Genomic DNA, 20,970 nt, shown 5'->3' on the forward strand with positions numbered 1-20,970 from the left:
GGAAAACCGCTGTTCGTCCGCGAGGCCGCCATGTTCAATCTGTTCGACATCCTCCAGGCGCAGGCGGGCGCCAACGCGCAGGGACTGGGACGGCAATTCGGGCTCTCGCCGGAGCAGAGCCTGCGCGCGATGGAGGCCCTGCTGCCGGCCCTGACCATGGGGTTGCAGCGCAACGTCGCCCACGATCCGACAGGCTTTGCCCACCTGTTCAACCTCATTGGACCGACCGCGTCCCCGGCACCGAGCGCGACACCGCAGATGGACATGCTGGTCAAGCAGCTGTTCGGGTCGCCGCATCTCAGCCAGGCGGTGCTGCAGCAGGCCGCGACCGTCAGCGGCGTGGCGATGCCGGCTCTGAAGCAAATGCTGCCCGCCATGGCCGGCATGGTGGTGGCCGGGATTGTCCACGTGATGATCAATCAGGCTCCATCGCCCGCGCCGGCCCCCCGCGCGGAGGCGAACCCGTTCGGGTTCCCGCCCAATGCTTGGTCGCAGATGATGGAGGCCTTCCTGAAGTCCGGCAGCAACGCGACCAGCCCGGCACCGTCCGCTCCTCAGGCGCGGTCGCGCCCTGCGCAGCCCCGGCTCACGGCTCCCGCGCCCGCCGTGCCGGACAAGGCGGCCTCGGATGCCCCCTTCGACCTGGTGCAGCAGATGTTCCAGACCGGCCTCGAGGTACAGCAGGAGAACGCACGCGCCATGCAGCGCCTGTTCGATACCTTCTGGCAGGACCCCCGCGGCCCCACCGGTTCAGGCGCCGACGCCGCATCGAAGGCGGGACGGAGCGGGAAGCGGTAGCGGGCATCGCGTCCGGGTCGCATGGACGGCGCCGAGCTCCATTCGATCTCGACTGCGCTCATGCACTCTGAGCGATCCCCTCCAGGTGGCGGTCGGCGGCCTCCGCGAAACCTGTCCTCGACGGAACAGTCGTCGGGCTATCCGCGCTTTCGGCAGGAACCCTTGCAGAACACTTACGGAACGTTTAACATGTTCGTGTTTTGTTTCTGATGCCGCTCGCCGCGATCCCCGGCGCCAACGAAGAGTGTCCCGCATGTTGACGCGTAAGCAGCTGGACCTGCTCCAGTTCATCCAGCTCCGGATGCGCGAGAGCGGCGTTCCCCCCTCCTTCGACGAGATGAAGGACGCTCTCGATCTCAAGTCGAAGTCCGGCATCCATCGGTTGATTACGGCGCTGGAAGAGCGCGGCTTCCTGCGCCGTCTCCCGAACCGGGCACGGGCCATCGAAGTCATCCGGATGCCGGAGAGCCTCGGTGGGAGCGCCGGCGCCCCGCGTGCTGCTCCTGCACCTGAGGTGCGCCGCTTCACGCCGAGCGTGGTCGAGGGCGGCAAGGGCAAGGGTCTGCCAGCTGGTGCCGCGGTCTCCCGCTTGCCGACGACGCAGGCCACCGACGAGAGCGGGCGTGCGGTGACCATCCCGGTGATGGGCCGGATCGCGGCCGGTACGCCCATCTCCGCCATTCAGGAGCAGAGCCACTCGGTGACGATGTCACCGGATTTCCTGGCTGGTGGCGAGCACTACGCCCTGGAGGTGCGCGGCGATTCGATGATCGAGGCGGGCATCCTGGACGGCGATCTCGTGGTCATCCGCAAGCAGGACACGGCCAATACGGGCGACATCATCGTGGCTCTGATCGACGATGAGGAGGCGACCCTGAAGCGCCTGCGCCGACGCGGCTCCTCCATCGCCCTCGAAGCGGCGAACCCGGCCTATGAGACGCGCGTGCTCGGGCCGGACCGGGTCCAGATCCAAGGGCGTCTGGTTAGCCTCGTTCGTCGTTACTGAAGGGTCCCGTCGCTCGGTTCGTCGCCGGGCGGATCGGGATCCGGAAGCTCCCGCTCGGGCGCCTTCTGGTTCGGTGAAGGGGCCGGCTGAAGGAGCGAGAGGTTGGCCTCCTTCCTCGGCGGTGTCGCCCGCCACGGCACTCTGTCTCCGGGACGCTTGACCGTGGTGATGACGGGTCCATCGCGGGCGAGGCGGATCGCCGTCGCACCGTGGGCCGCCAGGAAGTCCCGATCGAGGATCAAGGCGGCGCCGCAACCGGGCGGCGTGGCCTGCCGGGTGATCAAGATCTCGGTGCGTGCGCAATCTTCCGGAAGCGCCCGTTTGTCGGTGACGAGGGCAAGGCTGCGGCCATCCGGCGTGGTCAGAGTGCAGCCGAGGCCATCGCACCGCGCGCCCCGGAAGGCACTGATCTCTTCCGCCCGGCGTCCGTCCCCGTCGGCCTTGAGCCATTGGCCGAGCACGAAGGGTGGCGGGCGGCCGAGGATCGCGAGCTGCCCGTTGCGCTCACGGATGGCTGCGCCCACCCCTTCGCGATCGATGTAGATGTCGTTTCGCTCCGGAAACGTAGCGAGAACGATGCCGATTGTTGCCGGACAGAGGCCGAGCCAGCGCAGCGACGAGGCAGGTAGGGTCAGGATGATCAGGGCCGAGGCCAGTAGCCCGAGGGCACCGGCGCCGAAGGCCGGCACCACCAGAACCGCGTTCCCGAATCCCGCGATCCAAGTCGAGATGGTCAGCATGCCGCGGACCGCGAGGCCCATCGCCCACCAGACCGGCTGATCCAGCGCGAACGGATAGGCGAGAATGCCGAGGACCGCCGACGGCATCACGGCCAGGGAGACGAGCGGCAAGGTGAGCGCGTTGCCCACGAGTCCGAAGGGCTGCACCGTCTGGAAGTGATAGGTCGCGAAGGGGGCGGTGGCGATCTGGGCCACGAGCGTCGTTGCCAGGGTCCCGAGGATCGCTGTCGTGACGAGGGCGAACAGGCGCGGCAGCCAGCCTGCGCCATCGCGACCGAGGGCGCTCCCCGCGATCAACGGCGCGCAAGCGATCAGGCCGGCGACCGCTCCGAACGACATCTGGAAGCTTGGTCCGAGAAGGCCCTCCGGTTCGCGGGCCAGCGCGATCAGGGCGGCGATCGCCAGGTTGCGCATGCTGAGGGCCGGCCGGTCGACCAGGATCGCGCCGAGCATGACCAGGGTCATGATCAGCGACCGTTCGGCGGCGATGTCCCATCCGGAAAACACGCAATAGGCGGTCACACCCACCATGGCGACGGCGGACGCGATCTTCTTGATCGGCCAATGCAGCGCTGCGAACGGCACCACGGCGAGCAGCGCCCGCACGAGCCAGAACACCACCCCGGCCGCCAGGACCATGTGCAGGCCGGAGATCGAGACCACGTGATAGATGCCCGCGGCCCGCAGGATGTCGTTGGTCTCCCCGTTGATGAGGCCCCGCTTGCCGGTCACCAACGCCGCCGCGACCGCCCCGGCCTGTCCGCCATTGGCGTCGGTGATCCGGCGTGTGAGGGCATTCCGTGCGGCATCGACGGCGGCGGCGAGACGGATCTGCCGATCGGTCGTCTCGGCCGCCGGCCGTACCTCGACCTTGCCGACGAGGGAGCCGACAGCGCCGATCTCGCGGAAGAAGGCATCGCGCGCGAAGTCGTAGCCTCCCGGCCGGGCCGCCTCTGGGGGTGGGAGCAGGCGCGCCGTCGCGGCGATGCGATCGCCCGGCTTCAGGGTGTTCGCCTTGCGATAGGAAACGCGCACCCGGGCCGGGCGGACTTCGGCCCCGAGGGTGCCGAAGCTCTCCACCCGAAGGATCAACCGCGCACCCTCATCACGCTCGTCCAGGCCTTCGATGGTGCCGACCAAGGAGGCGATCGTCGTGCGGGCCAGGATCGGACCGGTCACGCGCTGCACCCGTGCCGTCGCCGCCGCGAACCCGAGGAGCATCCCAATGGCCGCGAGGACGAGGGCAAGTCCGACAGGGCGATCCGCCAGGAACGGAGTCGTCGCGGCCAGCAACCCCGCGGCGACGAGCGGTGCGACCAGCGACGGAGTGCCCTGTGTCGCGAGGAAGAAGACGAGGATGCCGCAGCCGAACGCCACCGCGAGCCAGGCGAAGAGCCGGCGCTGCTCGATCTCGTGCGTCCAGCCCGCGCGTAGCCAGGCGAGGACGACACCGGCGCCCGGCCGACGCACGGCGAAGCGGCGGTTGAGACGCCCCATCGCTGCCGTCGCGCGCGCCTGCGCCATCGCGTCTTCCTTCGGCTGCTGCCCGCAAGCCCCCGCCCCGCAGCCAGCGATCCGCCCTGCGATCTTTGGAAGAGGACGATTTCTTAACGCTTGCGCCCGCGCATGCTACACGCGCGGTTCCGGGCCGGTCGATCCGCCTCCCGCCCGTTTCACGAGCAAATCAAGTCCAGATTGATGTCGTCAGCCGTCGTCACGCGTTTCGCGCCCTCGCCCACGGGCTACCTCCATATCGGCGGGGCCCGCACGGCCCTGTTCAATTGGCTCTATGCCCGCCATTTCGGCGGCCGCATGCTGCTACGCATCGAGGACACCGACCGTGAACGCTCGACGCAAGGCGCGATCGACGCGATCCTCGACGGCATGCGCTGGCTCGGCCTCGATTGGGACGGCGACGTCATCTACCAGTACGCCCGGGCCGCCCGTCACCGGGAGGCCGCCGAGAGCCTGCTGGCCTCCGGCAACGCGTATCGCTGCTATGCCACGCCCGAGGAATTGACCGCCATGCGTGAGGCCGCCCGGGCCGAGGGGCGGCCGCTGCGCTATGACGGCCGCTGGCGCGACCGTGATCCGTCCGAGGCGCCGGCCGGCGTCAAGCCGGTGATTCGCCTGCGCGCGCCCACCGACGGCGAGACGGTGGTCGAGGACGGCGTGCAGGGGCGCGTCGTCTGGCAGAACAAGGATCTCGACGACCTCGTGCTGCTGCGCTCGGACGGCAACCCGACCTATATGCTCGCCGTGGTGGTCGACGACCACGACATGGGGGTGACCCAAGTCATCCGCGGCGACGACCACCTGACCAATGCCGCGCGCCAGCGCCAGATTTACGATGCCCTCGGCTGGCAGGCGCCCGCCATGGCGCATATCCCGCTGATCCATGGGGCCGACGGGGCCAAGCTCTCGAAGCGCCACGGTGCGCTCGGCGTCGACGCCTATCGCGACCTCGGCTACCTGCCGAGCGCGCTGCGCAACTACCTGGTGCGTCTCGGCTGGAGCCATGGCGACCAGGAAGTGTTCTCCACCGAAGAAATGATCGCCGCCTTCGACCTGAAGGCGATCGGCCGCTCGCCGGCGCGGTTCGACTTCGCCAAGCTGGAGAACCTCAATGGCCTCTACATTCGTGGCGCGGCCGACGCGGAGCTCGTGGCGGCGATCGACGACGTGCTGCCGGCTCTCGGCCCGGCACGCGGCATCACCGTGCCCATGAGCCCCGCTCTGCGCGAGACGCTCACCGCCGCGATGCCCGGCCTCAAGGAACGCGCCAAGACCCTCGTCGAACTCCTCGACAGTGCCTACTACCTCACCGCCGCACGGCCCCTCGTACCCGACGAGAAGGCGAAGGGGCTGCTCGGCGACGAGGCCCGCGGCCGCCTCGGTGCTCTCCTGCCCGCCCTCGAGGCGCTGCCGGAGTGGACGGCCTCGGCCACCGAGGGCGCGGTCCGTCAGTTCGCGGAGGCCAACGGACTGAAGCTCGGCCAGATCGCGCAGCCTCTGCGGGCGGCGCTTACCGGGCGCGCAACCTCGCCGCCGGTCTTCGACGTGATGGCCGTTCTCGGACGCGAGGAATGTCTCGGCCGCCTGCGCGATCAGATCGCCTGACGCCGCAGCGCACAAAAGTGCAGATTCGCCCGGTCGATCTGTCGGGAAGAATGACAAATCGGCCCGGATTTCGCTTCGACAACGAGGTGAGACGGGCCGTCGGTTGATGACGGTCCGCCGATCCGCTACCCCCATGCTCGTGTGAGCAAGTGCAGCATGCGCTGTCTTTGCACCCCGGACCCGGGTGGTCGATTGCATCGCCACGCGGGCCGCCGCCGCCCCGCTGCCACGAAAGGGTCCAGGTCTCCATGAGCGCCTCCAGCACGATCACCGTGGGCGACAACCACGTCGAGCTTCCGATCAAGACCGGCACCATCGGTCCGGACGTCATCGACATCGGCAAGCTCTACGCGAAGACGGGCAAGTTCACCTTCGACCCCGGCTTCACCTCTACCGCCTCCTGCGAGTCGAAGATCACCTACATCGACGGCGATGCGGGCGTTCTCCTCTACCGCGGCTACCCCATCGAGCAGATCGCCGAGCACGGCGACTTCCTCGAGACCTGCTACCTGATGCTGTTCGGCGAGTTGCCGACCCCGGCCCAGAAGGCGGATTTCGACTACCGGATCACGCGCCACACGATGGTGCATGACCAGATGAACCGCTTCTTCCAGGGCTTCCGCCGCGATGCGCACCCGATGGCCATCATGGTCGCCTGCGTCGGCGCGCTCTCGGCCTTCTATCACGACTCCACCGACATCTCGGACGACCAGCAACGCATGGTCGCCTCGATGCGGATGATCGCTAAGATGCCGACCCTGGCTGCGATGGCCTATAAGTACTCCATCGGCCAGCCATTCGTGTATCCGAAGAACGACCTCGATTACACCTCGAACTTCCTGCGGATGTGCTTCGCGGTGCCCTGCGAGGAATTCAAGGTCAATCCGATCTTCGCCCGTGCGTTGGACCGGATCTTCATCCTGCACGCCGACCACGAGCAGAATGCCTCGACGTCTACGGTTCGTCTCGCCGGCTCTTCGGGGGCCAATCCCTTCGCCTGTATCGCGGCTGGCATCGCCTGCCTCTGGGGTCCCGCCCATGGCGGCGCCAACGAGGCGGCCCTGAAGATGCTCGAGGAGATCGGCCATCCGGAGAACGTCGCCAAATACGTGGCCAAGGCCAAGGACAAGAACGATCCTTTCCGCCTCATGGGCTTCGGCCACCGCGTCTACAAGAACTACGATCCGCGCGCGCGCATCATGCAGAAGACCACCCACGAGGTGCTCGGACAGCTTGGAATCAAGGACGATCCGCTGCTCGAGGTCGCGGTGCAGCTCGAGCAGATCGCCCTGAAGGACGACTACTTCATCGAGAAAAAGCTCTACCCGAACATCGATTTTTACTCGGGCATCACCCTGAAGGCGATGGGCTTCCCGACTTCGATGTTTACGGTGCTGTTCGCCCTGGCCCGCACCACCGGCTGGATCGCGCAGTGGGCCGAGATGATCGAGGACCCCTCGCAGAAGATCGGCCGGCCGCGCCAGCTCTACATCGGTCCCGACAAGCGCGAATACACACCGATCGATCAGCGCGCCTGATCAGCCGACGCCTCGCCGGCAGAACTCCGGCGAGGCGTTTCTTCACGTTGGTGGCGCGTCAGCGAGGTCGTGTCGACCCGGCCGCTCAGTCCGGGCGGACGCGATCCACGACCTCGCGGGCGGCGGCGAAGGCCTCGTCGGCATCGAGGTCGGTGGTGTCGAGGATGACGGCGTCGGCGGCCGCCTTCAGCGGCGCCGTCGAGCGCTGTGCGTCCCGCGCATCCCGCGCCACGATGTCGGCCAGGATGGCCCCCAGGCTCGCCGATTCGCCCCGCCGCAGCAATTCGAGGTGACGCCGCCGTGCCCGCTCCTCCGGAGCGGCCGTGATGAAGAGCTTCACCTGCGCGTTCGGGCAGACCACGGTCCCGATATCCCGTCCATCCAGCACCGCGCCGGCGGCGTTGCCGGCGAAGCGCTGCTGCCAGGCGAGGAGAGCCGCCCGCACGGCGGGCACCGCCGAGATGCGCGAGGCCGCCTCGCCCATGGCGCGCTCGCGCAGGCGCGGATCGGCGAGACGGTCGGCGATCAGGCTGGAGGCCGCCCGCGCAGCCGCCTGATGGTCGTCGAGGTTGCGGCCGGCATCGATGACCGTCAGGGCGACGGCCCGATACAGCAAGCCCGTATCGAGGTGCGGCAGGCCGTAATGGGTGGCCAGCCGCTTGGCCAGGGTTCCCTTGCCCGAGGCGGCGGGTCCGTCGATCGCGATCACCATCGGCATCGCGTTCAACCCTCGATCCGGCCGCCGAGACCCTGCATCGTTGGCAGGAAGCTCGGGAAGCTCGTGGCGATCATCGCACCGTCATCCACCGTGACCGGTTCGCGGGTGGCGAGCCCCATCACCAGAAACGCCATGGCGATGCGGTGGTCGAGATGGGTCGCCACCATGCCGCCGCCTTGCGCCGGCGCGCCGGTCCCATGCACGATGAGGTCGTCGCCCTCGACGATGTAGGCGACGCCGTTGGCGCTCAGCCCGTCCGCTACCGCTGTCAGGCGATCGGATTCCTTCACCCGCAATTCGTGCAGTCCGCGCATCCGGGTGGTGCCTTCGGCGAAGGCGGCCGCCACGGCGAGCACCGGGTATTCATCGATCATCGAGGGCGCCCGCTCCGGCGGCACGTCGACGCCCTTGAGGCGGCTTGCCCGCACGCGCAGGTCGGCGACGGTCTCGCCGCCCTCCTCCCGCTCGCGCAGCCGCTCGATATCAGCGCCCATCTCGATCAGGGTGGTGATCAGTCCGATCCGCAAGGGGTTCATCATGACGCCTTCCAGCGTCACCTCGGAGCCCGGGACGATCAGCGCCGCCACCAGGGGGAACGCTGCCGAGGACGGGTCTGCCGGCACGACGACCTTGGTTCCGCGCAGGGCAGGCTGGCCCGTGAGGGTGATCGTCCGTCCATGTCCGTGGGGCCCGTGCGGCGTCACCGTCACCTCGGCGCCGAACAGGCGCAGCATCCGCTCCGTATGGTCCCGGGTGGCGGCCGCTTCGATCACCGTCGTGGTCCCGGTGGCGTTCAGCCCGGCCAGCAGCACCGCCGACTTGATCTGGGCGGAGGCCACTGGCGTCTCGTAGGTGATCGGGATCGCCTCGCGGGGTCCGCGCAGCGTGAGCGGCACGCGGCCGCCCGGTTCCTCGCACACCACCTCGGCCCCCATCCGGACCAGGGGGTCGAGGATACGGCGCATCGGCCGCTTGCGCAGGGAGGCATCGCCATCGAACGTCGCGGTGACAGGCTGGCCGCCGACGACGCCCATCATCAGGCGTGAACCGGTTCCGGCATTGCCGAAGTCGAGCACGTCCTCGGGGTCGCTCAGGCCGCCGATACCGACGCCGCGCAGGCGCCAGCGTCCCTCACCGACCCGCTCCACGTCCGCGCCGAGGGCCTGGGCGGCGGCAGCGGTGCGCAGCACGTCGTCGCCTTCGAGCAGGCCCTCGACATTCGTCTCGCCGATGCTGAGGAGGCCGAGGATCATCGCGCGGTGCGAGATGGATTTGTCCCCCGGCGGACGCAGGCTGCCCTGCAGAGGTAGGCCCGCATGGGCGGTCAGGGGTTGCGGCGTGGAATCATGGGACACGGGCGTCGACTTTTCGGCTGGGCGCTGGGGCACCTGCGGGCTTCACGCAAGTGCCGAGATTTCAGGGGGCCGGTGAATTCATGGGGCCGGTTAACATGCGTCGCTGCCGCCGTCATCCGATGGGGGCACATCCCGGGTGCCTGGGCTTGGAAAACCTCCGTGGAAAGCCGGAAGCAGGCATGGAACGCCCACGATTCTCAAGGGAATTTGACAGGAGCGTCCCACGCGACTAACGGGGCGCCTCTCCCAAAAGATCGCACGTACTAGAGGTTCGCCCGTGGCCAGACCGGAACTCGGCTTGAAGCGTCAATGCATGAGCTGCGGCGCCAAGTTCTACGACCTCGACAACGACCCGCCGACCTGCCCGAAATGCGGAACGATCTACCAGGTCGCCGCCGCCTCCAGCCGCGCCGCTCCGGCGCTGGCGGCCCGGGCTTCCGCGGCCCCGGCCGATGACGACGAGGATACGGACGCCGAGAAGGGCGGGCCGGAGATCGTGTCCCTCGACGAGGTCGAGGCGGCCGAGGACGACGCCGATACGACGACCGAGGACGTCGACGGCGACAGCAACGACGATGCCGACGACACCTTCCTTGAGGAGGAGGACACCGGCGACGACGACGTGGCCGACCTCATCGACGGCGACATCGAGAACGACGAGGAGAGCTAACCTCCGCGGAACCCCTCTCCGACCCGCCGGGAAAAAAGTTTGCCGGCGGGTCACAAAGGGGGTTGAGGCGGCGGACAAGCCCCAGTACATGACCGCTATCGGCGGCGGGCGACGCGCCCGCCGACGAAGACCACCCCGGATTTCCAGAGACCGGGGTGTTGAGAGTGGGGCCTTAGCTCAGCTGGGAGAGCGCTTCCATGGCATGGAAGAGGTCATCGGTTCGATCCCGTTAGGCTCCACCAATCTCACTTAGTTACTACGATATCATCCTACATGGGCCCGCTCGATGCGCTCGCGTCGTGCGGTTCTCTGCGTTTCATCATCTCCATCGCCTCAGGGTCGCAATGGAGACGAAAACGCCGGAAGCGCGAAATAGGGGTTGAGGCGGCCGCCCGATCCCAGTATGTCACCGCCATCGCCGGTGCGGTTCGAGCCTCTCCGTCGCGAAAGACCACCCCGGGATTTCCAGAGACCGGGGTGTTGAGAGTGGGGCCTTAGCTCAGCTGGGAGAGCGCTTCCATGGCATGGAAGAGGTCATCGGTTCGATCCCGTTAGGCTCCACCAAAACTTCTTCGACGCTCCCCGACATCGACATGGACCTTTTCGCGCCTGCTGCGTATGGCGGTGCGGTGCGACCCCACCCGCCGGCTACGATAGTGCGTGAGGCGGGTGAATTGGGCGCGGTTCGGTGTTTCTGGCTTCGGTGTTCATGACGACGTCCCCCCCTGGCGACCCGGTCACGATCCCTGCTGCCGCGATCCTCCTGAAGGACCTCTGTGATCGCCTGCTGGCCGGCCCCAGCGCCACGGCGGTGTTGGAGCATTGGTGCCGCGCCCGCGGCCTCGCACAGGAGTCGGGTCTGGTTGCCCGGGCCATCCCGGCGCCCGAGCATCCCGCGAGCCCGGCACAGAGGGAGCGCCTCGCGGTCGCCCGGGAAGCGCCGTTGCGCTACCGCCGGGTCCGCCTGACCTGTGGCGCCCTTGTCCTGTCGGAGGCGGAGAACTGGTACGTTCCGTCACGCCTGACGCCCGCGATGAATGCGCTCCTGGAGACCAGCGAGGTGCCGTTCGGCCGGGTCGTGCATGCGCTGTCGCCCTCGCGCCGGAATCTGTCCCTGCGCCTCCTCCCCGCGGCCGATGCCCCGGACAAGGCCGACCTGATCGAACCGCTCTTCGCGATCGAGGCGCTGCTTCTTCGGGCGGATGGTCTGCCCCTGTGCGAGGTCGGCGAGGTCTATACCGGGGCCGTCCTGGCGGGCGCCTGAGTCGGATCCGCGGCTACGACTCGCGTCGCGCAGGAGGTCTGGCCAGTGTCGGGGTCCCGCGCTATGCCCCTCGCCCGGCAAGGACTCGGGGCGAGGGATGAGGACATGGCGATCACCGGACGGGTGCTGCGGAATGTGGGGGGCCTGGGAGCGCTCTGGCTCCTGCTCGGGAGCGTGGCGGTCGCCCAGCAGGGGCGGGACGCCACGGGCCTGTGGCTGACCGAGACCGGCGCCTCGAAGGTGCGGATCAGCCGCTGCGGCGACGGCTATTGCGGCACGCTGGCGAGCGTCGCCGGCCCGGGCCTCGACGCCAAGAATCCCGATCCCGCACTCCGCTCCCGCAGTCTCGTCGGCGTGCAGATCATGAACACCCGCACCGCCGGTGCGAAGGGCTACGAGGGGACGCTGTACAATCCGAACGATGGCAAGACCTACGCGGGCACCATGACCATCAAGGGACCCGACGTCGTCGAGGTCTCGGGGTGCGTAATGAGCGTGTTCTGCAAGAGCCAGACCTGGAAGCGCGTGAACTGAGTGACGGACGGCCTCTCCTGCTTCGAGCCGGAGAGGCCGACCGTCGGGATCAGCCCGCGAGTGCAGCCCGGATCGCGTCGATGGCTGCCTGGGCGCCCGCGCCCTCGGGGCCGCCGGCCTGGGCCATGTCGCGGCGCCCGCCGCCGCCCTTGCCGCCGAGATGCCCTGCGCCGGCCCGGACCAGGGCCACGGCGTCGTAGCGCTCCGTGAGATCCGGGGTTACACCGACGACGAGACCGGCCTTGCCGTCGGGGGCGACGCCCACGATGGCGACGATGCCGGAGCCGAGCCGGGTCTTGCCCTCGTCGGCGAGGCTCTTCAGGTCGCGCATCTCGACGCCTTCGACCACCCGGGCCATGACCTTCACGCCGGCGATCTCGGCGATGCCGTCGTCTCCGCCCGGGCCCGCGCCGCCCATGGCGATCTTCTTGCGGGCATCGGTGAGGTCGCGCTCCAGGCGCCGACGATCCTCGATCAGGGCCGCGAGCCGGTCCGGAACGTCGGCGGTGGAGGCTTTCAGCAGGCCGGCGATCTGTGCCAGCGTCCGGCTCTCCTCCGCGCGATGGCGCCGCGCCGCATCCGCGGTCAGCGCCTCGATGCGCCGCACGCCGGCGCCGACCGCGCTCTCGGCCACCACCGAGACCTGGCCAATCTCGCCGGTGCGCCGGGCATGGGTGCCGCCGCAGAGCTCCACGGAGAACGCCTTCGTGCGGCCGCCCTCGCCGGCGACCGGCTCGCCCATGGAGACGACGCGGACCTCGTCGCCATACTTCTCGCCAAAGAGGGCACGGGCGCCGGATTCGATCGCCTCGTCCACGGCCATCAACTTGGTGACCACCGGCGTGTTCTGGAGGAGCACCGCATTGGCGATGTCCTCGACGGCGCGGATCTCCGCCTCGTCCATCGGCTTCGGATGGCTGAAGTCGAAGCGCAGGCGGTCGGGGGAGACCAGGGAGCCCTTCTGGGCGACGTGGTCGCCGAGGACCTGGCGCAGGGCCTCGTGCAGCAGGTGGGTCGCCGAGTGATTGGCGCGGATCGCTGAGCGGCGCCCGTGGTCGACGGAGAGTTCCACGGCCTGGTTGAGCGACAGCGTGCCCTCCTCCACCATGACGTGGTGGACGAAGAGATCGCCGAGCTTCTTCTCCGTGGCGGTGACGCGCGCCTTCAGGCCAGCCGCCGACAGGGTCCCGGTGTCGCCGACCTGTCCGCCGGATTCGCCGTAGAACGGCGTCTGATTGGCAAGGGCCAGACCGGTCTCGCCCGCCTTCAGGCTCTCGGTCTCGGCGCCGTCGCGCAGCAGGGCGGTGACGATGCCTTCGGCACTCTCGGTCTCGTAGCCGAGGAATTCGGTGGCGCCGACGCGTTCTTTCAGGCCGTACCAGACCGTCTCGGTGGCGGCCTCGCCGGAGCCGGTCCAGGCGGCACGGGCGGCCCTGCGCTGACGCTCCATGGCCTGCCCAAACGCCTCCGTGTCGACGCCGATGCCGCGCGCCTTCAGGGCATCCTGGGTCAGGTCAAGGGGGAAGCCGTAGGTGTCGTAGAGGGTGAAGGCCGTCTCGCCCGAAAGGTTCTGGCCGGAGCTCAGGTCGCGGCTCTCGGCATCGAGGATCGCGAGGCCGCGCTCCAGGGTGCGGCGGAAGCGGGTCTCCTCGAGGCGCAGGGTCTCGGCGATGAGTCCCTCCGCGCGGGTCAGTTCCGGATAGGCCTGGCCCATCTCGCGCAGGAGCGTCGGGACGAGGCGATACATCATCGGCTCGCGCGAGCCGAGAAGCTCGGCGTGGCGCATGGCACGGCGCATGATGCGGCGCAGGACGTAGCCGCGACCCTCGTTACCCGGCAGCACACCGTCGGCCACGAGGAAGGAGGCGGCGCGCAGGTGATCGGCGATGACCCGATAGGAGGCGACGTTGCCGGGTTCCGGCGGCCGGCCGACCGCGTGGCTGACGGCGTCGATCAGGGCGCGGAACAGGTCGGTATCGTAGTTGCTCTTCACCCCCTGGAGGATCGCCGCCATGCGCTCCAGGCCCATGCCGGTGTCGATGGAGGGACGCGGCAGGGCGAGGCGGTTACCCGGCTCAACCTGCTCGTACTGCATAAACACGAGGTTCCAGAACTCGAGGAAACGGTCGCCGTCCTCGTCCGGCGAGCCGGGCGGGCCGCCCTGAAGCGTCGGACCCTGATCGATGAAGATCTCGGAGCACGGGCCGCAGGGGCCGGTATCGCCCATCTGCCAGAAATTGTCGGAGGTCCCGATGCGGATGATGCGGTCGTCCGAGAAGCCCGCGATCTTGCGCCAGAGACCGGCCGCCTCGTCGTCGTCGGCATAGACCGTCACCAGCAGCCGGTCCTTGGAGAGGCCGAACTCCTTGGTGATCAGGTTCCAGGCCAGCTCGATCGCCCGCGGCTTGAAGTAGTCGCCGAAGGAGAAGTTGCCGAGCATTTCGAAGAAGGTATGGTGCCGGGCGGTGTAGCCGACGTTGTCGAGATCGTTGTGCTTGCCGCCGGCGCGGACGCATTTCTGGGCCGTGGTCGCCCGGTCGTAGGGGCGCTTCTCGACGCCGGTGAAGACGTTCTTGAACTGCACCATGCCGGCATTGGTGAACATCAGCGTCGGGTCGTTGCGCGGCACGAGCGAGGAGGACGGCACCACCTCGTGGCCCGCTGCTGCGAAGTAGTCGAGGAAGGTCGACCGGATCTCGTTGACGCCGCTCATCGCATCACAACTCTGTCGTAGGGTGCCGCCGGATGCGGACGCGTTGGGCTCGTCCGGCGCGCATGCATGCCGCGCGCGGAACGCCCCGCCAGTTTCCGGATGTTCCGCGCTGGCGCACTCATAAGGACCGTTCAGGCGCAAGTCACGGTCGTTTCGCTTTTGCTCACCGCCGAGCTAGGAACACGTCTTCCCTCCGCAACACGGACACACCGCCATGCCGGTCGAAATCCGCCTCCTCGCCTGGTCCTGCCTGCTCGGCCTGGTCCACATCATCGCCGCCTCCGCCAGCGGCGTGCAGCAGCGGGGTGGTCTCGGCTGGGCGTCCAGCAACCGCGAGGGCCCGACGCCCGAGGTGACGGGCGCCGCGAGCCGGCTGGAGAAGGCGTCGAAGAACTTCTTCGAGACCTTCCCGATCTTCGCCGCCCTCGTGCTCGCCTGCGTGGCGACGGGCCGGCACAACACCGCGGTGGTGCTCGGTGCCTACCTCTATTTCTTCGCCCGGCTGGTCTATCTGCCCGCCTACGGCTTCGGCATCCCGAAAGTCCGCACCCTGGTCTGGTTGGTCTCGATCCTGGGCATCCTGTTCGTGCTGTGGGGCCTCTTCATCAAGTTGCTGCCCTACACGCCATGAGGGTCGACGGCGCGGCGACCGCTCGACCTCCCCTTGCCGGGGCGCCCGGCAGGCGCATATCGTCGGGTCTCAACCGCCCCGATCATGTGGGCGGAATACGGGAGACACCCATGCGATCGGTCCTCACCGCGACGCTTCTGGCCGGCTGCGCCGCGCTGGCGCTTTCCACAAACGCCTTCGCGCAGGGCGCCGCCCCCGCCGAGACCAAGGCGAAGGCCGACGCTCTCGAGAAGCTCACGGGAATGCAGAGCACCGGCACCGTCGAGGCGCCGGAGATTCCCCAGTCCGGCCGGCGCGCCGACGCCCTGCGCAAGACGCTCGCCAAGATCAAGCTCCCCGACGGCTTCAAGATCGACCTCTACGCCGTGGTGCCGGATGCGCGCTCGATCGCGGTGGGGCCCAATGCCGGCGTGCTGTTCGTCGGAACGCGCAAGAGCAAGGTCTACACCGTCACCGACCGGGACAAGGATCGGGTCGCCGACGAGGTCCGCGCCTTCGCCGCCGGCATCGACTTCAAGATTCCCAACGGCGTCTGCTTCTCGAAAGACGGGGTCCTGACCATCGTCGAGCAGAACCGGGTCCTGTCCTTCCCCGCCGCGGAGTTCTTCTACGAGAGCCCCGACGTCGCCGCCGGCGTCCTGGTAAAGCAGGGCGACCTGATTCCCGCCGCCGAGGAGAGCTACAACCACACCGCCCGGATGTGCCGGGTCGGCCCTGACGGCAAGACCTACATCTCCCTCGGGCAGCCCTACAACGTGCCCCCGGCCGCCAAGCGCGACCTCTACGCCAGGACCGGGATCGGCGGCATCATCCGCATGGACGCCGACGGAAAGAACCGGGAGGTCTATGCGACCGGCATCCGCAATTCGGTGGGCATGGACTTCAACCCCGCCGACAAGGCGCTGTGGTTCACCGACAACCAGGTCGACGGCATGGGCGACGACATCCCGCCGGGCGAACTGAATCGCATCGCGAAGGCCGGTGAGAATTTCGGTTTCCCGTGGTTCGGCGGCGGCCATGTCCGCACCGTCGAATACAAGGACGAGACGCCGCCGAAGGACGTGGTCTTCCCGCAGGCCGAACTGCCCCCGCACGCGGCCGATCTCGGAATGACCTTCTACAAGGGGCGCATGTTCCCCGATTCGTACAAGGGCGGCATCTTCACCGCCGAGCACGGCTCCTGGAACCGGACCCAGCCGATCGGAGCGAGGATTATGTTCGTGCCCGTCGACAAGGACGGCAAAGCCGGCACGCCCAAGCCCTTCGCGGAGGGCTGGCTGACGCAGGATGGGGAGTATCTCGGCCGCCCGACCGATGTCGCGGTCCTCCTGGACGGCTCGCTCCTCGTGGCCGACGACACGGCCGGTGCGATCTACCGCATATCGTACGAGGGCAAATGACGGTGGTGCGCGCTCCTCTCGCCACGGTCCTGCTTTGCCTACTCGCCTCCGCCATGACACCGGCGGAGGCGCATGCCGGCGACGCGAAGGCCGGGCGCAAGGCCGCCATCGCGTGCCAGACCTGCCACGGCCTCGACGGGGTCTCGAAACTGCCCGAGGCCCCGAATCTCTCGGGTCAGGTCGAGCCCTATCTGGTCAAGGCGTTGACGGAGTATCGGGACGGCGTCCGCCGCAACGAGATCATGAACGTTGTCGCCAAGCACCTGAGTGACGCGGAGATCGCCGACCTGGCCGCCTATTATTCGGCGATCCAAGTCGACGTCCTTCCGCCGGGATAGACATCAGGGCCCATTGCTGTCCCTGGAACGAAGAGAGCCGCCGGGTGCGCCCCGGCGGCTCTCTTCGTTTCCAATCTGGGCGGAGGGTCCCGTCCTCAGGCCTCGCCCTCATCGAGCTCGTCCTCGGTCGGCTTGGCGTTCTCGAGGATTTTCTCCGCGACGAGGCCGGAATTCTGCCGGATCGATGCTTCGATCTTGCCGGCGATCTCCGGGTTGTCGCGCAGGAAGCCCTTCGAGTTCTCGCGGCCCTGGCCAAGGCGCTGGCTGGCATAGGAAAACCAGGCGCCCGACTTCTCGACGATGCCGGCCTTGACCCCGAGGTCGATGAGCTCGCCCACCTTCGAGACGCCCTCGCCGAACATGATGTCGAACTCGACCTGCTTGAAGGGCGGCGCGACCTTGTTCTTGACGACCTTGACGCGGACCTGATTGCCGATGGCCTCGTCGCGGTCCTTCAGGGTCGAGACGCGGCGGATATCGAGGCGCACCGAGGCGTAGAACTTCAGCGCGTTGCCGCCCGTGGTGGTCTCGGGGCTGCCGTACATCACGCCGATCTTCATGCGGATCTGGTTGATGAAGATGACCATGCACTTCGAGCGCGAGATCGAGCCGGTGAGCTTACGCAGGGCCTGGCTCATCAGACGGGCCTGAAGGCCTGGCTGCGAATCGCCCATCTCGCCCTCGATCTCGGCCCGCGGCGTCAGGGCCGCCACCGAATCGACCACCAGCACGTCTATGGCGCCCGAACGCACCAGGGTATCGGTGATCTCCAGAGCCTGCTCGCCGGTGTCGGGCTGCGAGATCAGGAGGTCGTCGAGCTGCACGCCGAGCTTGCGCGCATAGACCGGGTCGAGGGCGTGCTCCGCGTCCACGAAGGCGCAGACGCCGCCCTTCTTTTGAGCCTCCGCGATGGTGTGCAGGGCCAGCGTGGTCTTGCCCGAGGATTCCGGGCCGTAGATCTCGATGACGCGACCGCGGGGCAGGCCGCCGACGCCCAGCGCAATGTCGAGGCCCAACGAGCCGGTGGAGATGACCTCCACCTCCGCGACCTTGTCGTTCTTGCCCAGGCGCATGATCGAGCCTTTGCCGAAGGCCCGCTCGATCTGTGACAGCGCGGCGTCGATCGCCTTCGCCTTGTCCTTGTCCACCATCGGGGATTCCACAACTTTCAGCGCGGGCTGGGCCATTCGTCGGCATCCTTATGCATGGGGGAGGGGTAAGGCTCAATGCGCCTCGGTTGCCGATTGTGTACTTGTTTTGTTCTCATTCCGCAAGAGCGGTGCGGGAGATTTCGCGCGCTGCGCGCGACAGATCCTCCCGGCTTTCCGCCTAGCGGGCGATGGTCTCCTTCACCGTCTCGACGAGCTGTTTCAGGCTGAACGGCTTGGGCAGGAAATTGAAATCCTCGCCGTCGGGAAGGTTCTTGCGAAACGCATCCTCGGCGTAGCCCGAGACGAAGATGACCTTGAGGTCGGGAGATTGCTTGCGCAGTTCACGCAGAAGGGTCGGCCCGTCCATCTCCGGCATCACCACGTCGGAAACCACGAGGTCGATGGTCTCGGTGGTCTCGGCGATGATCCGCAGGGCGTCGAGTCCCGAAGCGGCCTCCAGCACGGTGTAGCCGCGGGCCGAGAGCGCGCGGCTGTTGACGGCGCGCACGGGGTCCTCGTCCTCCACCAGGAGGATGACCCCTTGGCCGGTATGGTCCGGCGCGGGCTTGCGGGGCGCGGGCTTCTCGCCGTCGGGCCGGGGGCGGTCCGATGTCCCCTTGAGCCGACTGGCCGCGATGGAGGCGGTCGTCTGCGGCGACGGCGAAGGGGGCGCAAGGGCGATCTCCGGCTCGTGGGCGGGTTCCGCGGCGGGTTCGTGGCGAGGGAAGTAGATCCGGAAGGCGGTGCCCTCCCCCACCGTGGAATGTACGTCGATGGTTCCGCCGCTCTGCTTGACGATGCCGAACACGGTCGAGAGGCCGAGGCCTGTGCCCTTGCCGATCTCCTTCGTGGTGAAGAATGGCTCGAAGATCTTCTCCATGAGATCGGGCGGGATGCCCTGCCCGGTATCGAGAACCTCGATCAGCACATGGTCCCCGACCGGCATGCCGATCCGGCTCTCGCTCGGCACGGCGTCGTGCGCGACGTTGGCGGTGCGGATCAGCAGACGGCCGCCTTCCGGCATCGCGTCACGCGCGTTGACCGCAAGATTGACGATCACCTGCTCGAATTGATTCACGTCCGCCTTGATGGGCCAGATGTCACGCCCGTGCTTCAGGTCGAGGTCGACCCGCTCGCCGAGCAGGCGCTTCAGCAACAGGGTCAGGTCCGAGAGCGCCTCGCCGACATTCATCACCTCCGGGCGCAGGGTCTGGCGGCGCGAGAAGGCGAGCAGCTGACGCACCAGGCTGGCGGCCCGGTTGGCGTTCTGCTTGATCTGCATGATGTCTTGGAAGGCCGGATCGGTCGGCCGATGGCTGGCCAGCAGCAGGTCCGAATAGCCGATGATCGCCTGCAGGACGTTGTTGAAGTCGTGTGCGATGCCGCCGGCGAGCTGGCCCACCGTGTCCATCTTCTGCGCCTGCGCCACCTGCTGTTCCAGCTGACGTTGGGCGGTGGTGTCGAGGGCGTAGAGGATGACCAGCTCGCGGTCGCTCTGCTGTTCGGTCTCGTCTCGCCCCACTCCGGTCGCCTCGCCCCCCGCCGGGCTCAACCAGACCCGGGCCGAGCGGTTGCCGGGACCCGAGAGCGCAATCTCGATCGGCTGGACCTCGACGAGGCCGGCGGCGGCCTTGCCCAGGGCCACCTCGAGGCCGGCGCGATCGCGCTCGGCGATCGCGTCCCACATGGTCGGTTCGCCCTGAAGGTCGTTGCGCCCGTCGGGCAACGCTTGGCGCGGAAGGCCGCCGAACAGCCGGGCGAAGGAGGCGTTGGCCCGCGCGATGTGGCCGCTCTGGTCCAGGGTCGCGATGGCGATCGGACTGTTGTTCAGGAAGCGTGCGAGCCGCACCTCGGCGACGCGCTGCGGCTCGTCGCTCTCGGCACCGGCGGAACGGTTGAGCACGAATGTGCGCGACGGGCCCGGGCGGCCATCCTGACCGAAGGCGACCCGATGATAGAGGCGCGCCGGCAGCGGGTGGCCGTTGCGGCGGCGCAGGTCGAGGTCGAACCGGTCGGTCCGGACCTCGCCGGGCAGGCCCTCGGAAGCAGTGAGGACGTCGGCGCCGGGGGCGATCTCGGGCAGGCGCAGGCCGCCGGAGCCGACCGTGGCGAGGTCGTAGCCGAGCCAGGCCGCCAGGGTCGCGTTCATGTAGACGATCGAGCCGGTCGGATCGATCGAGAGGAAGCCGGCGGGGGCGTGGTCGAGGTAGTCGATCGCGTGCTGGAGTTCCTGGAAGACGTTTTCCTGGCGCTCGCGCTCGTGGGTGATGTCGCTCACCGTCCACAGGGTCGCGGCGCGCCGCGGCCGCTCGATCGGGCGCACGCTGATGCGGAACCACGCGAAGGCGCGCTCGGCGGCGCTGCCGGGCGGCGGCGCCATCCGGATTTCCTCAGCGTGGCCGAGGCCGTCGCGGGAGGCCTGGGCGAGGCGGTAGACCGCCTCGGAGACCTCCGGCGAGCCGACGAAGACCCGTTCCACCGGCCGCAGGCTGGCGAAGGTCTCGCCGCCGGCGATGCGCAGATAGGATTCGTTGGCGTAGATGAGGCGCCCGCCCTCCTCGACCACGATCGCGCCGTCGGGCGCCGCGTCGACGATGGCCTTGGTGATGTCGTCCCGTGTGGTCTGGCCGGCAAGCTGGATCGCCCCGATGGCGAGGGCGAAGAGGCAGAACACACCCGCCATCGCAAGGAGCGCCAGCAGGCCGAGGATCAGGGGCTGCGCCTGCTCGCTGGCTACGAAGGACAGGCCGACGGCCGCGCCGACGAGGAGGCCCGCCAGTACGAGGAGGAGCCCGACCCGTCCGGGTCGTTCGGAGCGATCGATCGCGTTCGACGCGGGCTTGCCGTGTCCGCTGAACTCAACCATCCGCCGCCGATCCACCCCTGAAGCCCATCCGGTTAGCGCCCCGCTTCCGCTCGCAGCAAGGGTAAACCGGCGTATGTCGCCGAGAATTCTCGCGAAAGAGGGTGCATAAAGCGTGGCGAGCGCAAGCG

General features: G+C 68.3%; 16 protein-coding genes and 2 tRNA genes. 12 read left to right on the forward strand and 6 right to left on the reverse strand.

Annotated features, from left to right (window positions below):
• Positions 1 to 30 precede the first annotated feature (30 nt).
• Together ACXJY8_RS11250 and lexA are read left to right on the forward strand one after the other, a co-directional pair.
• Entirely contained in the window at positions 31 to 798 is a 768-nt protein-coding gene (locus ACXJY8_RS11250) for a DUF937 domain-containing protein (RefSeq protein WP_463780097.1), read from the forward strand.
• A 253-nt stretch (positions 799 to 1,051) separates the two neighbouring features.
• On the forward strand, positions 1,052 to 1,804 hold the full coding sequence (gene lexA / locus ACXJY8_RS11255; protein WP_463780099.1) for a transcriptional repressor LexA: 753 nt from the start codon (positions 1,052 to 1,054) through the stop codon (positions 1,802 to 1,804).
• On the opposite strand, the gene ACXJY8_RS11260 is transcribed toward lexA, so the two are convergent.
• Positions 1,798 to 4,068, reverse strand: coding sequence for a ComEC/Rec2 family competence protein (locus tag ACXJY8_RS11260; RefSeq protein ID WP_463780102.1), 2,271 nt, complete (start codon positions 4,066 to 4,068; stop codon positions 1,798 to 1,800). The two genes, lexA and ACXJY8_RS11260, sit on opposite strands and share 7 nt — an antisense overlap.
• A 174-nt stretch (positions 4,069 to 4,242) precedes the next feature.
• On the opposite strand from ACXJY8_RS11260, the gene gltX reads away from it, so the two are divergent.
• Positions 4,243 to 5,664: a glutamate--tRNA ligase gene (gene gltX / locus ACXJY8_RS11265; RefSeq protein WP_463780105.1), complete on the forward strand. Its 1,422-nt coding sequence runs from the start codon at positions 4,243 to 4,245 to the stop codon at positions 5,662 to 5,664.
• A 248-nt stretch (positions 5,665 to 5,912) separates the two neighbouring features.
• The gene (gene gltA / locus ACXJY8_RS11270; protein ID WP_108037393.1) at positions 5,913 to 7,202 is read left to right on the forward strand and encodes a citrate synthase; all 1,290 of its coding nucleotides are present in this window, start codon (positions 5,913 to 5,915) and stop codon (positions 7,200 to 7,202) included.
• Positions 7,203 to 7,287: 85 nt separating this feature from the next.
• On the opposite strand, the gene cmk is transcribed toward gltA, so the two are convergent.
• Complete coding sequence (gene cmk / locus ACXJY8_RS11275; RefSeq protein WP_463780544.1) at positions 7,288 to 7,920, reverse strand: (d)CMP kinase; 633 nt, start codon at positions 7,918 to 7,920, stop codon at positions 7,288 to 7,290.
• Between the two features lie 5 nt (positions 7,921 to 7,925).
• Positions 7,926 to 9,275 carry a 3-phosphoshikimate 1-carboxyvinyltransferase gene (aroA, locus tag ACXJY8_RS11280; protein WP_463780108.1) on the reverse strand — a complete coding sequence of 450 codons (1,350 nt, stop codon included), beginning with the start codon at positions 9,273 to 9,275 and terminating at the stop codon, positions 7,926 to 7,928.
• Positions 9,276 to 9,552: 277 nt separating this feature from the next.
• Here aroA and ACXJY8_RS11285 point away from each other — a divergent pair, with 277 nt between their 5' ends.
• The 5 genes from ACXJY8_RS11285 to ACXJY8_RS11305 all read left to right on the forward strand — a co-directional run bounded on the left by ACXJY8_RS11285 (position 9,553) and on the right by ACXJY8_RS11305 (position 11,743).
• Positions 9,553 to 9,945, forward strand: coding sequence for a TIGR02300 family protein (locus tag ACXJY8_RS11285; RefSeq protein ID WP_463780110.1), 393 nt, complete (start codon positions 9,553 to 9,555; stop codon positions 9,943 to 9,945).
• Between the two features lie 166 nt (positions 9,946 to 10,111).
• Positions 10,112 to 10,187: transfer RNA gene (locus ACXJY8_RS11290), tRNA-Ala, on the forward strand.
• Positions 10,188 to 10,433: 246 nt separating this feature from the next.
• Positions 10,434 to 10,509: transfer RNA gene (locus ACXJY8_RS11295), tRNA-Ala, on the forward strand.
• Between the two features lie 145 nt (positions 10,510 to 10,654).
• The gene (locus tag ACXJY8_RS11300) at positions 10,655 to 11,209 is read left to right on the forward strand and encodes a hypothetical protein (protein ID WP_463780112.1); all 555 of its coding nucleotides are present in this window, start codon (positions 10,655 to 10,657) and stop codon (positions 11,207 to 11,209) included.
• 105 nt (positions 11,210 to 11,314) lie between these two features.
• Positions 11,315 to 11,743 carry a DUF2147 domain-containing protein gene (locus ACXJY8_RS11305; RefSeq protein WP_463780114.1) on the forward strand — a complete coding sequence of 143 codons (429 nt, stop codon included), beginning with the start codon at positions 11,315 to 11,317 and terminating at the stop codon, positions 11,741 to 11,743.
• A 49-nt stretch (positions 11,744 to 11,792) separates the two neighbouring features.
• Here ACXJY8_RS11305 and alaS read toward each other — a convergent pair whose 3' ends face one another.
• Positions 11,793 to 14,456: an alanine--tRNA ligase gene (gene alaS, locus ACXJY8_RS11310; protein ID WP_463780117.1), complete on the reverse strand. Its 2,664-nt coding sequence runs from the start codon at positions 14,454 to 14,456 to the stop codon at positions 11,793 to 11,795.
• A 214-nt stretch (positions 14,457 to 14,670) separates the two neighbouring features.
• On the opposite strand from alaS, the gene ACXJY8_RS11315 reads away from it, so the two are divergent.
• The 3 genes from ACXJY8_RS11315 (at position 14,671) to ACXJY8_RS11325 (ending at position 16,825) form a co-directional block, all read left to right on the forward strand.
• A complete protein-coding gene (locus ACXJY8_RS11315; RefSeq protein ID WP_463780120.1) occupies positions 14,671 to 15,087 on the forward strand; it encodes an MAPEG family protein in 417 nt (138 codons plus the stop codon).
• A 110-nt stretch (positions 15,088 to 15,197) separates the two neighbouring features.
• Entirely contained in the window at positions 15,198 to 16,487 is a 1,290-nt protein-coding gene (locus tag ACXJY8_RS11320) for a PQQ-dependent sugar dehydrogenase (RefSeq protein ID WP_463780124.1), read from the forward strand.
• Positions 16,484 to 16,825, forward strand: a complete 342-nt coding sequence (locus ACXJY8_RS11325; protein ID WP_463780128.1) for a c-type cytochrome — start codon at positions 16,484 to 16,486, stop codon at positions 16,823 to 16,825. The genes ACXJY8_RS11320 and ACXJY8_RS11325 overlap by 4 nt, the downstream gene beginning before the upstream one ends.
• Before the next feature lie 95 nt (positions 16,826 to 16,920).
• Here the strand turns inward: ACXJY8_RS11325 and recA are convergent, their stop codons facing one another.
• Together recA and cckA are read right to left on the reverse strand one after the other, a co-directional pair.
• Positions 16,921 to 18,012, reverse strand: coding sequence for a recombinase RecA (gene recA, locus ACXJY8_RS11330; RefSeq protein WP_463780131.1), 1,092 nt, complete (start codon positions 18,010 to 18,012; stop codon positions 16,921 to 16,923).
• A 142-nt stretch (positions 18,013 to 18,154) separates the two neighbouring features.
• Positions 18,155 to 20,842, reverse strand: a complete 2,688-nt coding sequence (gene cckA / locus ACXJY8_RS11335) for a cell cycle histidine kinase CckA (protein ID WP_463780134.1) — start codon at positions 20,840 to 20,842, stop codon at positions 18,155 to 18,157.
• Positions 20,843 to 20,970 lie beyond the last annotated feature (128 nt).

Source organism: Methylobacterium sp. TK31 (assembly GCF_055361545.1).